Raw genomic sequence first — 14,616 nt, forward strand, 5'->3', positions numbered from 1 at the left:
CTTGACTCAAGATTCAATAAAGACATTGACCGGGAAATCCCCCAGTGCGGCGCTGACCATCAGCTCCCTTTGGGGTGTGACTGCTGCGCTTGCAAAAAGTCCCCTCAGTTTTGCTCCCTCGGTGGCAAACGGTAGCGAGATGCGCGTGTCGCCCCAGTCCGATGCAGCGACCTGGGGCAGGGCACTGTTTTCCAGCAGGCGCGCCGTGTGAATCGGCACCACGACGATCGCCCGTTGTTGCTGGTGTTGGCGCATGTATGCCAATACGTGCTCGGCATGCTCACCCTGAACCGGCAACGGCTCGTAGCTGCCCTGGCGGAACAGTTGCGGATACTCGGAACGCAAGGCCAGCGTCCGCGCGATCAGTGCCTGCTTGACACGCCCGTCGCGCCAATCACGCACAAGCGCCACGGGGGCGCTGTCGGCCTGCATCGCCTCACGGCGGGCCTCGAAATCCACTGGGCGACGGTTGTCCGGATCCACCAGGCTGAAGTCCCAGAACTCGTTGCCCTGGTACAGATCCGGTACGCCGGGGACGGTCATGCGCAGCAAGGTTTGCGCCAGGCTGTTGAGGGCGCCCGCTGGAGCGATGGCCTGCACGGCTTCGGCGATGGCGCAGCGCAGAGGCAAGCCCTCATCGCACAGCAGCAACCGCTCCAGGAACATCTGCGTTGCCTGCTCATAAGAGTCGTTGACGGCGGCCCAACTGCTTTGCAGCTTGGCTTCGCGCAACGCCTTGCGCTGCCATTGCCACAAGCGTTCGGCATAGCTGGCCAAGGCCTTGGGGTCCTGCAAGTCAAGGTCCAGCGGCCAACTTCCGAGCAGGGCCTGGTAAAGAATCAACTCGTCACCGGCCGAAGGGGCGGCCGGATCGCTGTGCAGTGACGGGGCGAGGATGCTCCATTGCTCCACGCACGCGGTGTACCAATCCGGGCGTTCGCTGATCACCGCCAGCCGTGCTCGAGTGTCTTCCCCGCGTTTGTGGTCGTGGGTGGCGGTGGTCACCAGGTTGTCTGGGAAATGCTCCAACCGCTCGAAGCAGGCCCCGTGGAACTCCTGAGCCGGGGCGCTGAACCGTTCGGTGTTGTACCCCACGTCATTGCGCGACAGCAGCACCGCCGAACGATACAGCGCAGTGTCTTCGACAGCCTTGGCGGCGGCCGGCGAAGTCAGTTGCTGGAAGCGCACGCAAGCGTGGCGCAGCCGTTTGCGCTCGCTGCCCCGAGGTCGCCCGCGCCAAGGCATGCCACCGAGCCAGTCGGCCAGGCAGTCAAGCACCGGCCAGTCGGCTTCGCTGAGGGTTTGCCGGGCGCCTTCCAGGGCCTTCTGGAAAAACACCTCATCTTCGGCGGAGCGACCCAGCGGGGTGATATAGGTGCGGTACACCGGGAAATGCACGATCAGTTCCTGCAATGCCCGTCGAATGGCACCCAGGGTCAGGTCGCGGGTCATCACGTCATCCCGCGCCACCTGCAACAGGGCTTGGGCCACGCTTTCGAAGTCCCCGGCCAGGGATCCATTGAGAATCTGCTGGCGGGCCAGGCGCGCCTCTTCGATAAAATGCGCTGGCCGTTCACTGTGGCGGCTCCAGAATTCAGCGAGGGGCTCGGCGCCGGCCGGGTTGTGTTGCAGCAACGAAATCTGGTTCATGAATTCGTAACCGGTGCTGCCGTCAACGTTCCAATCCCGGCGCAGGGTTTCGCCATCGCCAAGGATTTTCTCCACGAAAATCGGCAGATGCCGTGACGGGGACAGCGAGTCGACGCGCCGGCGCAGCTTGCGGCAGTAGCCCCGAGGATCGGCCAGGCCGTCAATGTGATCGATCCGCAGCCCGTCCACCAATCCTTCGGCAATCAGCTCGAAGATTTTCGCATGGGTCGCTTCGAATACCGCCGGCCGCTCGACCCGTAGGCCGCCCAGTTCATTGACATCGAAAAAACGCCGCCAATTGATATCGTCCGCCGCCGTACGCCAACTGGCGAGACGGTAGCTCTGACGTTCCAGCAGCCGATGCAGGCGTTCGAAACCTTCCGGCTGCGTGGAGTCGTAGCCGCGCAGGGTGACCTCGATGGCGTCGAGTATCGCGGGCTCCGCTGCCAGGTCTCGCAGTTCCTGTTGCAAGGGACGGGCGAGGGAGTGGGCATCGGTCTGGTAGTTCAGCGTGGTAAAGCGCTCGGCCAGGCCCTTGAGCGACTCGATCTGCTCGGCTGCCAGGTCGTCCGAAGGCTTTAGCAACTCACCGTACTGCATGGGGCAGACAGGGAAGCGATGCTCATAATGCTCGACATAAAAGCTGCCCTGCGTGGCATCAAAGCGCAGTTTCAGCGTGCCTTCTTGCAGGGCCACGCCGTAGTCGCTGCCCAGGAAGGGCAGGAGCAGTTGGCCTTCCATCAACGGGTCGGGGGAATGCCATTGGATGTCGAAAAATTCGCCATAGGGGCTCAGCCGTCCCCATTCCAGCAGGTCCAGCCACCACGGATTGTCATTGCCGCCGACGGCCATGTGGTTGGACACGATGTCGAGGATCAGCCCCATCCGATGTTCGCGCAGGGTGGCGACCAGGCGCTTGAGCGCGGCTTCACCCCCCAGCTCGGGGTTGACCTGGGTCGGGTCGACCACATCGTAGCCATGCATGGATCCGGCCCGCGCCTTGAGCAGCGGTGAGGCATAGATATGGCTTATACCCAGCGACGCGAAGTAAGGCACTTGCGGTATGGCGTCGTCGAGGGTGAAGCCCTTGTGAAATTGCAGGCGTAAGGTGGCCCGCAGGGATGGAGTCATTTTATCGTTCATCGGTCACGCTCGTTCGCCTGAAGCCTCGCGCAGGCGAGTATTTCCAGACGCCGTGCGGCGTCCGGGTCGTCCAGCAGCGCTCCGCTCTCCAGAGCCAGGCGCCGCCGCCAGTTAGGGTGGGTGTCGGTGGTGCCGGGGAGGTTGGCCTGCTCGTCGATGCCCAGGGCATCTTCCAACGGCAGCAGTACCAACGGCGCTCGGGTATGCCCGAGAAAGCGCACGCTGGCGTCCAGCACCTGGTCGGTTTCGCGGTGTTCCTCGCGGAAGTTCTGCGGGTCCTGGTTCAGCGCGTTGCGCAACCCTTTGCGTTCACGCTGGCGATGTTTGCGCCAATCCATTTCGGTGTGGGAATCGATCAGCTCCAGCCGGGCATTCCAGTCGATGTCGTGGCCGTGCCACCAGCCGTTGAGAGTGGGCAGGTCATGGGTGCTGGTGGTCGCCAGGGCGTCGTCGGGCCAATCGAGAATGGGCTTGAAGTGCGTGTTGTCCTGTTCGAACAACAACACGCGCATGCCGAGGATCGAGCGCGCCGCCAGTTTTTCACGCAGGCCGTCGGGCACCGTACCCAGGTCCTCGCCCAGGACGATGGCCTGGTGACGATGGGACTCCAGGGCCAATAGTCGCAACAGGTCGTCGATGGGGTAGTAGAGATAGGCACCGTCGGTGGGCGGGGCATCGTTGGGGATCACCCATAGCCGTTGCAATCCCATGATATGGTCGATGCGCAAGCCTCCCGCGTGGGCGAAATTGGCCCGCAGCATCTCGATGAAGGCGCGAAAACCATTGCGAACCAGGCCCTCGGGGGAGAACGCGGAGATGCCCCAACCCTGGCCCGAGCGATTGAGGATGTCGGGGGGCGCGCCCACCGTAAGGGACGCGAGCAATTCGTCCTGCCGGCTCCAGGCCTGGCTGCCGGCGCCGTCGGCACCCACCGCGAGGTCGGCGATCAGGCCGATGCTCATGCCGCTGGATTTGGCGGCGCTCTGGGCACGCTCCAGGCAGCGGGCGATCAGCCATTGGCAAAAAGCGTAGAAGCCGATTTCGTCAGCGTTTTCTTCGGCGAAACGGGCGATTGCCGGGCTGCGCGGGTCCCGCCATTCTTCGGGCCACTGGCGCCAGTCGAGGCTTTCGCCGCGAGCCGCGCGTTCGGCCTGGAGGGCTTCGAAGCGGCAGTGATTCTCCAAGGCTTCTCCACTGCTATGGCGGAAGCTGCTGAAGTCTTCGTGCAAAGGGTGCTCGCCCTGGCTGAAGCCGTCATACAGGGCGCGAAGCACCCGTTGCTTGGCTTGGGCAGCAACCGGCCAGTCGATAAGCGGCTGCTCTTCAAGGCTGCGCAATTGGTTGGTCAGGCCGCTGGCGTCGATCGCCGTGCGCAGCGCACGCTCGCCCAGGATGGTGCCCGGCGCGGCATACAAGCTGTTGAGAAACAACCGGCTGGAAGGCGAGTAAGGGCTGTAGCGGCCGGTATCGCTGCTGAACATCGCATGCATCGGGCTGATAGCCAGGGCATCGGCGCCGCGTTCGCCCGCGACCCGCGCCAGCTCTTCGAGGGCCTGGGTGTCGCCGAAGCCGCCATCACCCGGGCGTCGTAGCGAATAAAGCTGTGCGCTCAAACCCCAGGCCCGAGGCGTTGGATCATCCACGGCATCGGCCACGCTGTAGCAACGGGCCGGCGCCACCGCCAGGGTGAAATGTTGGCCCTGGATGCTCACGTGCTGATACCCCACCGGGACGATCCCGGGGAGAGCGGCGTCGGCATCGAGCTTTGAGCTCATCGTCGCGCCGTCCTCGAGTTGGATTTCGCAAGGCGTGCCGGGCTCGAAATAACGGCTCAGGTCGACATTGACGCCCACGTCCGCCGTAATCAGCGGTGGCAGGCGGTGGTTCTGTTGGTCCTCTTGCAATTGCAACAGGCTGGCGTCGATTTCCTGCGCGCTACCGGCGGGATGGCCCAGGCCGGTGAGGACCGAACGCAGGACCGCCGGCGATACTTTCTGGGCCCGGCCGTTGGCGTCGATCCAGTCCACCGCCAGGCCTGCCCGGCCAGCGAGGATTTCCAATTGCGCATCACTCATAGGCGCTCTCCAGTAAGGGTGGGCAAGGTTGCCGCTTGCGTCAGACTGACCAGCGCGCTGTAGGGCGTGAGTACCCCCTGTTGCAACAGACCCATGGCCTGCGGTGGATGTTCGAAAAGAATCTGCGCATCTTGCGGGGCGCTGTGGTTGACAGGCTTGTCGCTGAGGTTCAGGTCGATGCGCAACACGCTGCCATCGCCCATTTGCCAGCGTGCGCTGACGGCGCCGTGACCCAATACGTCGGCGCCCAAGGCATGGGCGGCGGGCAGGCGCGGAACGATTTCCTCCCGACGGATTTTCAGCAGTAGGCGATAAAGAGCTTCACTGGCCAGTTGCTCTGGCTGGTGCGCCTCCAGGTTGGGCCTTGAGGCGTCGAACGTACTGGCCGCGTTCGGGTCGGGGATCCGTTCACGCTTCTGCGGATCGGCAAAGGCGCTGAAGGCCTTGAACTCGTTGCGGCGGCCTTCACGCACCAGTTCGGCCAGTTCGCCGTGGTGGCTGGTGAAAAACAGGAACGGTTGTTCAGCGACGACCTCATCGCCCATGAACATCAGCGGAATCATCGGCGACAAAAGCAATAGGGCAGTCGCGGCTTGCAGGGCTTGCGGCGGCGCCAGTTGATGCAGACGTTCACCGAGGGCGCGGTTGCCGATCTGGTCGTGATTCTGCAGGAACAGTACGAACGCGCTGGGCGGCAAGTGACCGCTGGGCTCCCCGCGGGATTCGCCATGGCGGTTGGTATGGCCCTGGAACACGAAGCCCTGGCTCAGGCAGCGGGCGAGTTTTTCCGTCGGTTGCTCGGCATAGTCGGCGTAGTAAGCGTCGGTCTCGCCCGTCAGCAGCACGTGCAGCGCGTTGTGTCCGTCATCGTTCCACTGGGCGTCGTAGCCTTGTTCCAGAAGGCTGGCCTGGTTGTGTTCGTTCTCGACGGTCAGCCAGACATACCGTGTCGGGTCCACCTGCTGACGCACCCTGGCGGCCAGTTCCTGAAGGAAGTCGGGGTCTTCGATGGCGTGAACCGCGTCCAGGCGCAGGCCGTCGAAACGGTACTCCGACAGCCACATCAGCGCGTTGTCGATGAAGAAGTCACGGACCTCGCGGCGCCGGAAATCAATCGCCGCGCCCCATGGCGTGTGCTTGTCTTCGCGAAAGAAGCCTTTGGCGTAGCGGTGCAGGTAGTTGCCGTCGGGGCCGAAGTGATTGTAGACCACGTCCAGGATGACTGCGATTCCATGGCCATGGGCGCTGTCGATCAAGTGCTTGAGCTGGTCCGGCGTACCGTAAGAAGCCTGGGGCGCGTACGGCAGCACGCCGTCGTAGCCCCAGTTGCGGTCTCCGGGGAACTGCGAGAGCGGCATCAGTTCAATGGCCGTGACGCCAAGCCCGGCCAGGCGCGCCAGCTGTTGCTCGACACCTTCGAAACCGCCCAGGGCGCCGACGTGTAGCTCATAGATGACGGCATCGTACCAGGGGCGTCCGCGCCAACCGGTGTGCCGCCATTGATAAGCGTGGGGGTCGACCACTACGCTGTGGCGGTCAATATCGCCATCCTGGGACCTGGAAGCCGGGTCAGGCACTTGCAGTTCACCATCGATGTTGTAGCGGTAGCGAGTGCCGGCGGGGCAACGGGCCTGGATCATGTGCCAGCCGTTGGCCTGGGGCAGCATCGGTATGGATTCTCCAGTGTCGAGTTCGACACTGACATAAAGGGCATCAGGGGCCCACAGGGCGAAACGGGTGTGCTCTGGATCAAGCAGGACCGCGCCGTGGGTCCAGGTTTCAGGCGTCCTTGACGGCATCGGTTACCTCATTGTCTGGCAGATTTTCCTAATGATTTAGCGACCAGTTGTTCGTAAAGTTCGGCGTAGGGTTCCACAGCCTTGCTCCAATTGAACGGCGCGGACATCGCCCGGCAGCGCATCGCATTAAGCAGTTCGGGGAACTCGTACACCTTGAACGCACGGGTCAGCGCCTCTTTGTAACTGTCGACGGTGGATTCGTTGAACAAGAACCCGGTGACTCCGTCCTCGATCGTGTCGGCAAGCCCGCCGGTATTCCGGGCTACGGGCAGCGATCCAAAGCGTTGCGCATACATCTGGCTCAAGCCGCAGGGCTCGTAGCGGGACGGCATCAACAGGAAGTCGCTGCCGGCGAACATCCGCCGAGCGTCGGTTTCGTTGAAGCCGATGCGCACGCCGATCCGGCCTGGGAAGCGCAGGGCCAGTTCACGCATGGCTTGTTCTTCTTCCGGCTCGCCGCGGCCGATGATCGCGATCTGCCCGCCGGACTCGACGATGAATTCGGAAACGGCTTCGGTCAGGTCCAGGCCTTTCTGATACACCAGACGCGATACCACGGCGAACAGTGGGCCGGTGGAATCATCCAGGCCGAACAGGTCGCGTACATGCGCGGCGTTGGCTGCCTTGCCATCCCAGTCGCCTATGGAAAACTGGCGCTGCAGGTGGGTATCGGTGGCCGAGTCCCAGCTTTCATCGATGCCGTTGGGGATGCCACTGAGCAAGCCTTGTTGAGTCTTGGAGGCAAGGAACCCATCGAGTCCACAGCCGAACGCCGGTGTGGTGATCTCCTGGGCGTAGGTGGCGCTCACGGTGGTGATGTGGCTGGAATAGGCCATGCCGGCCTTCAGGAACGACAGCTTGCCGTAGAACTCCATGCCTTCCTGTTGCAGCGCGTGCTCGGGAATACCCAACTCAGGGCAGGACGCGAGGCTGACCACGCCCTGGTACGCCAGGTTGTGGATGGTGAACAGGGTGGGGGTGCGTTGACCGCGCCAGTGCATATAGGCAGGCGCCAGCCCGGCTGGCCAGTCGTGTGCGTGGACCAGGTCGGGGCACCAGTGGATTTGCGCCAGGTTGGCGGCGATGTCTGCCGCGGCGAGGCCCAGGCGGGCAAAGCGGATGTGGTTGTCGGGCCAGTCGCGGCCATTGTTGGCGCCGTAGGGAGAACCTTCACGGGCATAGAGTTCGGGACAGATCAGTACGTAGATCACCAGACCGTCGGCCATGTCCATGCGGCCGATCTTGCAGGGCGGAAGTGCGGCATGGCCGCCCAGTTCGCCGATGATATGGATAGGATTGCCGCTGTTCATGACTTGCGGGTACCCAGGGATCAGTATCCGCACGTCGTGCAGCCCGGCCATCGCCCGGGGCAGGGCGGAAGAAACGTCACCCAGCCCGCCGGTCTTCACCAGGTCGGCGATTTCGGACGTCACGAACAGAATTTTCTTGCGATTTGGATTCTGTCGAACGACAGGGAGCAGTGCCTTGCCTCCGGTGGCCAGCACCGGTGCCGTCGGCGATTCTGCCGCCGGCGGTAGTTGAGAGCGGACTTGCTGTGGTTCCAAGGCAGCACTGATCATAAATAACTCCTATGTTCTCGATCTGTTTCCGGCAAGCGCCAGAGCTGTTGTTACATTGGCCGAATCCTGCGGCCAGGCGCACGAGCGCTACGCAAGGAGAGCAAAGCGCTGCCCAATGCGGCGAAGCGAATCAGGTGAGGGGGCCGTTGCAAGGAATGCTCCAGCCGTTGTTGCCCTTCCTCTAACCTGACCTTTCGCCGTTGTGAAAAGTTTCGACTTTTTTTCGTCCTGATGACCGGTCGGTTTTGCGCCCGGACCGGCAGTCTAGGTCAGAAGCTAGAGCGGTGCGGTTCGCTTCGTCGAATTGTCGGACAATCACATTTATTGTCGGCAATGTCTTACACGACGAAGTGGAATACGAGCCGACGAAATGCAGCCTCTTTGAAACATTCGTGTTGTAGGGAAAGGCGCCGGTTCAATCGCGTGCGCGGTTCAACAGCGCATCGCACCATAAAGGGGCGGGCAGGATGGAGGCGTTTTGATGGCTTTCAAGCAGGGTGCAGATGCTTCATGGTTGGCGCTGGGTGGGAGCGAGCCTGCTCGCGAAAGCGCCAGGTCAGACGACATCTCCTCTAACTGACACACCGTCTTCGTCGGCACGCCGCCCGGAAACGGCTCGCTCCCACAGGGACGGGGAAACTCAGGCTATCGGCTTCAACACACGAATCGGCTTGCCTGCCGCCCAGGCCTGCAAGTCTTCGATCATCTGGCCGTAGAATTGCTGGTAATTCTGGCGGCTCACGTAACCCACGTGAGGTGTTGCCAGTACGTTGTCCAGCGTCCGGAACGGGTGGTCGGGCGGCAACGGTTCCTGGGCGAATACATCCAGGCCCGCCCCAGCCAGGCGTTTGTGCTGCAGCGCATCGATCAAGGCAGCCTCGTCCACGATCGGCCCGCGGGCAGTATTGATCAGCAGCGCACCAGGCTTCATCCAGCCCAGCGCCTGGGCATCGACCAGGCCCCGGGTGCGGTCACCGAGGACCAGGTGGATCGAGAGAATATCGGCCTGCTCGAACAGCGCTTGCTTGCTTACATAGGTGACGCCGGCATCGGCTGCCCGTTCGGCCGTCAAGTTCTCGCTCCAGGCGATCACCCGCATGCCGAACACTTGGCCGAACTGCGTCACGCGCGTGCCGATGCTGCCCAGGCCGAGGATTGCCAGGGTCTTGCCGTGCAAGTCGCCGCCCAGGCCCTGTTGCCAAAGCCCGGCACGCAACGCGTTGGCTTCTGGGACGAGGTTGCGCGTCAGCGCCATGATCAGTGCCCAGGTCAGTTCGGGCGCGGCGTGCTTGTAGCTGTCGGTGCCACACACCTGGATACCCAGCGCGGCGGCAGCCTTGAGGTCGAGGGCGGCATTGCGCATGCCGCCGGTCAGCAATAGCTTGAGCTTGGGCAAGCGGCGCAGCAGCGCTTCATCGAAACGCGTCCGTTCGCGCATCACGCAGATGACATCGAAGCCTTGCAGGCGCGCGGCCAGGGTGTCGTGGTCGGAGGGATAGTCATGCAGGAACGTCACCTGGCCGACGCTCTCCAGTGCGGACCAATCCACCACATCCCTTGCCACGTCCTGCCAATCATCGATGACTGCAATCTGCACCGCCATGGAATACCTCGTCAGAGAATGGGTTTGTCCAGCCAGCCCAGCAGGGCTTTGTGGAACCGGTCTGGTTCCTCCATCTGCGGCGCGTGACCCAGATTGGGGAACTCTACCAGTGTCGATCGGGGAATCAGCTGGGCGACCTGCTTGCCCAGCACGTCATATTTGCCCAACCTGGCCTTCACTGCCGGCGCAGCGATGTCGCTGCCAATGGCGGTGGTGTCGGACGTGCCGATCAGCAGCAGAGTCGGCGCCTTCAGGTCCTTGAACTCGTAGTAGACCGGCTGGGTGAAGATCATGTCGTAGATCAGTGCTGAATTCCATGCCACCTGCTTATGTCCCGGGCCTTTGTTCAATCCGGCCAGCATGTCCACCCAACGCTCGTACTCCGGCTTCCAGCGACCGCCATAGTATGTATTGCGCTCGTAGGTACGGATGCCGTCGGCGCTGAGTTTCAGCTCGCGTTCATACCATTGGTCCACGCTGCGGTAGGGAACGCCGAGGGCCTTCCAGTCTTCGAGCCCGATGGGATTGACCATCGCCAGGCGTTCGACCTGATCGGGAAATTGCAGCGCATAGCGGGTGGCAAGCATGCCACCGGTGGAGTGGCCCAGCACGATGGCTTTTTGCACACCCAGGGTCTTGAGCAGCGCGTTGGTGTTGTTCGCCAGTTGGTGAAAGCTGTACTGGTAGTGGTCTGGCTTGCTCGAGGTGCAGAAGCCGATCTGGTCCGGCGCGATGACCCGGTAGCCAGCCTCGCTGAGGGTCTTGATCGAGTCGCCCCAGGTCGCGGCGCAGAAATTCTTGCCGTGCATCAGCACGACACTGCGACCGTTGGCCTTGCCTTGGGCGGGCACGTCCATGTAGCCCATCTGCAATGCTTTGCCCTGGGACTGCAAGGAAAAGTGCTTGAGGGTGTAGGGGTATTTGAAGCCTTCGAGCTGAGGGCCATAGGCCGGACCTTCGGGCGGGTTCTCGGCCTGGGCGAACAGCGGTAGGGCAGCGAGCAAGAACAGGCTGGACTTCCAGCGGGTAGTCAAACGCGGCATTGTCAAACTCCTTTAGGCAACCGACCGATCCTGGAACGGTTGGATTATGGCGACATTAATCACAGGCAACCGAACCGTGGGAACGTTCAACCCATCCAGCCTAGGGTTGCGAGCACGAGTACGCCATAACGCAGGCCTTTGGCGAGGGTGACCATCAACAGAAAGCGTCGCCACGGTTCACCCATCACGCCCGCCACCAGCGTCAGGGGATCGCCAATGATGGGCACCCAGCTCAGCAGCAGCGACCAATAGCCATAGCGCTTGTAATGCTGGCGGGCCTTGTCCAGGTGAGACGGGCTGACAGGGAACCAACGGCGGTCCTTGAACTGCTCAACGCGGGTCCCTAGCCACCAGTTCACCAGTGAGCCCAACACATTGCCCAAGGTGGCGACCCCCAGCAACAGCCAGACCGCGTGGCGCTCGCTGAGTACCAGGCCGATCAGCAGCGCTTCCGATTGCAGCGGCAACAGGGTCGCCGCGCCAAATGCCGCCAGGAACAGCCCGACATATGCCTCGGGCATCAGTGGGCTGGATAGTCCGCCACGACGGTTTGGGAGCCGTCCTTTTTCTGCCCGATCACCTGATAGGCATCACTCATGCCGTCCATTTCCATGCCCGGCGAGCCCATCGGCATGCCTGGCGCGGCAATGCCGAGCAGATCGTCGCGTTTGCTTAACGCCAGCACCTGCTCGGCGGGAACGTGACCCTCGACGAATTTGCCGTTGATCTCGGCGGTGTGACAGGAACGCAGGTTGGGCGCGACGCCCAGGCGCTGCTTGACCGCACTCATGTCGGCTTCGACATGGTCATTGACCTTAAGACCGTTGGCTTGCAGATGGGAGATCCATTTCTTGCAGCAGCCGCAATTGGCGTCGCGGTGTACATCGATGGTGACCGGCTCGGCAGCCTGGGCCAGGGCAGAGGTGAAAACGGCGCTCAGTGCGAGCAGGTGCAGGGGATTGGCCATGGGTCAGGTCTCTTGGCGAACGGCTTTGGATGGAAGGATAACAGAGTAGCGGCGGTGGCCTGACAGCAGGCTGAAGGGCGGATGACGGAACTATCAGTTGGCAGCGGCCCCGGGGAACATGGCGATCACATTCGTTCGCGGTTCTGTAAGCCCTGCCGCTCGTCCAGATTTGGCGCATACCTGTAGGTTCTGACAGTAGCCAATGTTGCTTGCCTGATGTGTGATGGCTCATGCCGAAAGGCCAACCATCTGCCAGGTAAAAATCATGGATATCCCAGCTTCAGCCTTGAGCCATCCCTTCGAACTGTATCCAGTGCATATTCCTGGGTGGGTGACATTTTTACAGCCGCCAAATATCGCGCACGGCGGCATTCCTAAAAGCATCTATGACGACCGGCTTCAGGGACTGCAATGCGTGATCAATCCATTGACCGATCTCAAAAGCGGCCCTTGGATAATGGCGGCGTTTGATCACGTCGACTTGTACGTCAATGGAATACGGAGCACCGGGGCAGGGCACACCGTTCAGCCGGGAGATGAAGCTAAGTTCATCGTCCTGTACCTTCCCCATGGGGAGTTAAGAGACGGGGTCAACGCCCTGCACTACAGAGTGACGCGCCTGAGCGGGAATTTCGACGACTCGATCTCTTTGGACGTGCTCTATCACCTTAGGGCGCCCGGTGAACCCGCCCCCCAGAACATGGATCTGGTGATCCCGCCCGACGTGATCAGCGATGGGGTCAGCGCTGACAGGGCGGCGCAAGGGGTGAAGTTTGGTTTTACTTATGGCAACCGGCGAGATTTCGATCGCATCGAGTTTCGGATAGGCGCGGTGGCTAAACCTTACGATGTGCCGAGTGCTCCGGCTCCGGCGGAATATACGCTGTTCACCGACACCTTCAGAGACGTGGGAGACGGCGCCTTTACTGCGGTCCAGTTCAAGGTGACCGATCAACTGGGTAACTCCAACCTGTCGTCTGACAAATATATTGATGTCCACCTGGACCGGCAGTTGACCTTGGCACCGCCTTCGGTGAAAGAGGCCAGCGGCGCGTCCTTGAACCCGGTCAACGCCAAGGACACCCTGACCATCGTCGTGCCGGTCAACGCCGAGTTGCTTCCCACGGACAAACTGACGGTGACCTGGACGGGCGCACCGGGAACCCCAGCCGGCGGCTCACACACCTCAGGCGAATCGTTGGTCAGTGCGGGGTTGGAAATCCCGATTCCCAACAGTGTGGTCGCGTTTAACCTGGGCAGGTCGGTGACGGTGTCCTATGCGGTGATTCGAGGCAGCGAAGCCCCTGTGGCGTCACCGCCCTTTGCCTTGGCGATACAACCCCTGGCTCCAGGTGATCTTGAACTCGGCAAGCCAAGGATCCTGGAAGCCGCCAATAATGGCGAGGGCAGCGAACTGAACCTGGCTTCCATCATTGCGAATGTCACCTGCTGGTTCGGTACCTGGCCCCTGATTGCCGTTGACCAGGACGTGTGGCTGCGTTTCAAGGGCACGAAGGCCGATAACACCACGCCTTACAACCTCGATATCTGGGTGCCAAAGCCGCCGACTAAAGGGCCTAGGGTCAATCAAGGTTGGGTCAACAACGGTTTCTATCAGCCAGGACCCTTGGGCAACTCTTACAACTACCTGAAGGACCTGAAAGACGGCAGCACGCTGACCGTGGAGTTCAAGGCGGATTTCAGCAAGACCATCGACGAGGCCAATGCAATAACGTTTCCGCAGCGTACTTACACCGTCAAATCAATTGTGGTGGTGACGCCGACGATCACCTCTGTGAGGGGCCAGCCGAGCAACGCTGAGATTCCGGACAACAGCACCACGGTGGAGACCAGCGTGATATTGAACGGTGCCGCCTCGGTAGGGCAAAAGATTGAACTGTTCGATGGGAACACGTCCATAGGAGAATTTATGGCTGTCGCTGGTAACTGGACCAGCACGGCAATTACGGTGGCGGTAGGTGAACATAACTTCAAGGCCACTGGCCTTTACGGTGATCGTCCGACGTCGGCTGTTCGTCGTCTTAGGGTGATAGAACCCTTGGTGATAGATAACCGCATCGCCAATCTTGATGGCTTCTTCCTGTACTACAACGGAGCACGAAACAGCACACCGATGCCGGCGGGCACAACCGTTACTCGCACCCCCTCGCGTGGAAATCCTCCGTATGCATACAGCACGTCAAATACCGGTGTTGCCACTGTGAATGATCAGGGGGTCGTGGTCGGTGGAGGAAACGGCGAGGCGACCATTACAATAACCGACGCCTACGGGCAAACTGCGTCATATACAGTGAGCCGCTCAAATGCTTGGACACTAAGATCGACACGCTCCATTCGAGGCGGCCAGGCGCAGGGCTGGGCAAACGGTCAGGGCGCGCAAAGTTCTTTTAACCAAAATCCCTATCCCGATGGCGGCACTATGCAGGCAATCCGCACTTATTATGAGCGGGACCTAGGCTGGAACTACAACAACTGGACCGGCCGCTATGATAGCGGTAATCCATTATGGCCATGTTTTGCAAACATCTATCAAGGCACCAAATCTACATCGACCATTGAAAGTTATTTAGGCGCTTATTGTCGGGTGCCTTATAACCAAGGCACATTGTTGCTTTCAGAGCGAACTGAGTTGGGTGAGCCCCCCGAGCCACCTGAGCCATCTGGAAGTTAACCCGGTCGGGGCTCGCTGGGCTGTGTCCAAGCGCCACCTTCGCCTTCGTCGATGGGCTTGGAGA

General features: G+C 61.4%; 9 protein-coding genes. 1 reads left to right on the forward strand and 8 read right to left on the reverse strand.

From position 1 onward, the window contains the following. Positions 1-6 precede the first annotated feature (6 nt). The 8 genes from DOCECA_RS08225 to DOCECA_RS08260 all read right to left on the reverse strand — a co-directional run bounded on the left by DOCECA_RS08225 (position 7) and on the right by DOCECA_RS08260 (position 11,860). Positions 7-2,793 carry a malto-oligosyltrehalose synthase gene (locus DOCECA_RS08225; RefSeq protein WP_445571728.1) on the reverse strand — a complete coding sequence of 929 codons (2,787 nt, stop codon included), beginning with the start codon at positions 2,791-2,793 and terminating at the stop codon, positions 7-9. Continuing rightward, entirely contained in the window at positions 2,790-4,868 is a 2,079-nt protein-coding gene (gene malQ / locus DOCECA_RS08230) for a 4-alpha-glucanotransferase (RefSeq protein WP_434563852.1), read from the reverse strand. The genes DOCECA_RS08225 and malQ overlap by 4 nt, the downstream gene beginning before the upstream one ends. Continuing rightward, the gene (treZ, locus tag DOCECA_RS08235; protein ID WP_420766806.1) at positions 4,865-6,667 is read right to left on the reverse strand and encodes a malto-oligosyltrehalose trehalohydrolase; all 1,803 of its coding nucleotides are present in this window, start codon (positions 6,665-6,667) and stop codon (positions 4,865-4,867) included. The genes malQ and treZ overlap by 4 nt, the downstream gene beginning before the upstream one ends. Positions 6,668-6,675: 8 nt before the next feature. Then, a complete protein-coding gene (gene glgA / locus DOCECA_RS08240) occupies positions 6,676-8,247 on the reverse strand; it encodes a glycogen synthase GlgA (protein WP_420766807.1) in 1,572 nt (523 codons plus the stop codon). A 640-nt stretch (positions 8,248-8,887) separates the two neighbouring features. Further along, on the reverse strand, positions 8,888-9,850 hold the full coding sequence (locus DOCECA_RS08245; RefSeq protein WP_445571729.1) for a D-2-hydroxyacid dehydrogenase family protein: 963 nt from the start codon (positions 9,848-9,850) through the stop codon (positions 8,888-8,890). A gap of 11 nt (positions 9,851-9,861) precedes the next feature. After that, positions 9,862-10,893: an alpha/beta fold hydrolase gene (locus DOCECA_RS08250; protein WP_434650913.1), complete on the reverse strand. Its 1,032-nt coding sequence runs from the start codon at positions 10,891-10,893 to the stop codon at positions 9,862-9,864. An 86-nt stretch (positions 10,894-10,979) separates the two neighbouring features. Continuing rightward, entirely contained in the window at positions 10,980-11,414 is a 435-nt protein-coding gene (locus tag DOCECA_RS08255; RefSeq protein WP_434650915.1) for a YqaA family protein, read from the reverse strand. Next, positions 11,414-11,860 carry a DUF411 domain-containing protein gene (locus tag DOCECA_RS08260; protein ID WP_420766811.1) on the reverse strand — a complete coding sequence of 149 codons (447 nt, stop codon included), beginning with the start codon at positions 11,858-11,860 and terminating at the stop codon, positions 11,414-11,416. The genes DOCECA_RS08255 and DOCECA_RS08260 overlap by 1 nt, the downstream gene beginning before the upstream one ends. A 265-nt stretch (positions 11,861-12,125) precedes the next feature. Here DOCECA_RS08260 and DOCECA_RS08265 point away from each other — a divergent pair, with 265 nt between their 5' ends. Further along, the gene (locus DOCECA_RS08265; protein WP_445571730.1) at positions 12,126-14,552 is read left to right on the forward strand and encodes a hypothetical protein; all 2,427 of its coding nucleotides are present in this window, start codon (positions 12,126-12,128) and stop codon (positions 14,550-14,552) included. Positions 14,553-14,616 lie beyond the last annotated feature (64 nt).

It is taken from the genome of Pseudomonas sp. E102 (genome assembly GCF_052660185.1).

What these genes read in the sequence shown, in the direction of transcription:
- DOCECA_RS08225 (WP_445571728.1), bottom strand. Translation starts at nt 2,793, where the DNA reads ATGAACGATAAAATGACTCCATCCCTGCGGGCCACCTTACGCCTGCAA.
- DOCECA_RS08255 (WP_434650915.1), bottom strand. Translation starts at nt 11,414, where the DNA reads ATGCCCGAGGCATATGTCGGGCTGTTCCTGGCGGCATTTGGCGCGGCG.
- treZ (WP_420766806.1), bottom strand. Translation starts at nt 6,667, where the DNA reads ATGCCGTCAAGGACGCCTGAAACCTGGACCCACGGCGCGGTCCTGCTT.
- malQ (WP_434563852.1), bottom strand. Translation starts at nt 4,868, where the DNA reads ATGAGTGATGCGCAATTGGAAATCCTCGCTGGCCGGGCAGGCCTGGCG.
- DOCECA_RS08260 (WP_420766811.1), bottom strand. Translation starts at nt 11,860, where the DNA reads ATGGCCAATCCCCTGCACCTGCTCGCACTGAGCGCCGTTTTCACCTCT.
- glgA (WP_420766807.1), bottom strand. Translation starts at nt 8,247, where the DNA reads ATGATCAGTGCTGCCTTGGAACCACAGCAAGTCCGCTCTCAACTACCG.
- DOCECA_RS08265 (WP_445571730.1), top strand. Translation starts at nt 12,126, where the DNA reads ATGGATATCCCAGCTTCAGCCTTGAGCCATCCCTTCGAACTGTATCCA.
- DOCECA_RS08250 (WP_434650913.1), bottom strand. Translation starts at nt 10,893, where the DNA reads ATGCCGCGTTTGACTACCCGCTGGAAGTCCAGCCTGTTCTTGCTCGCT.
- DOCECA_RS08245 (WP_445571729.1), bottom strand. Translation starts at nt 9,850, where the DNA reads ATGGCGGTGCAGATTGCAGTCATCGATGATTGGCAGGACGTGGCAAGG.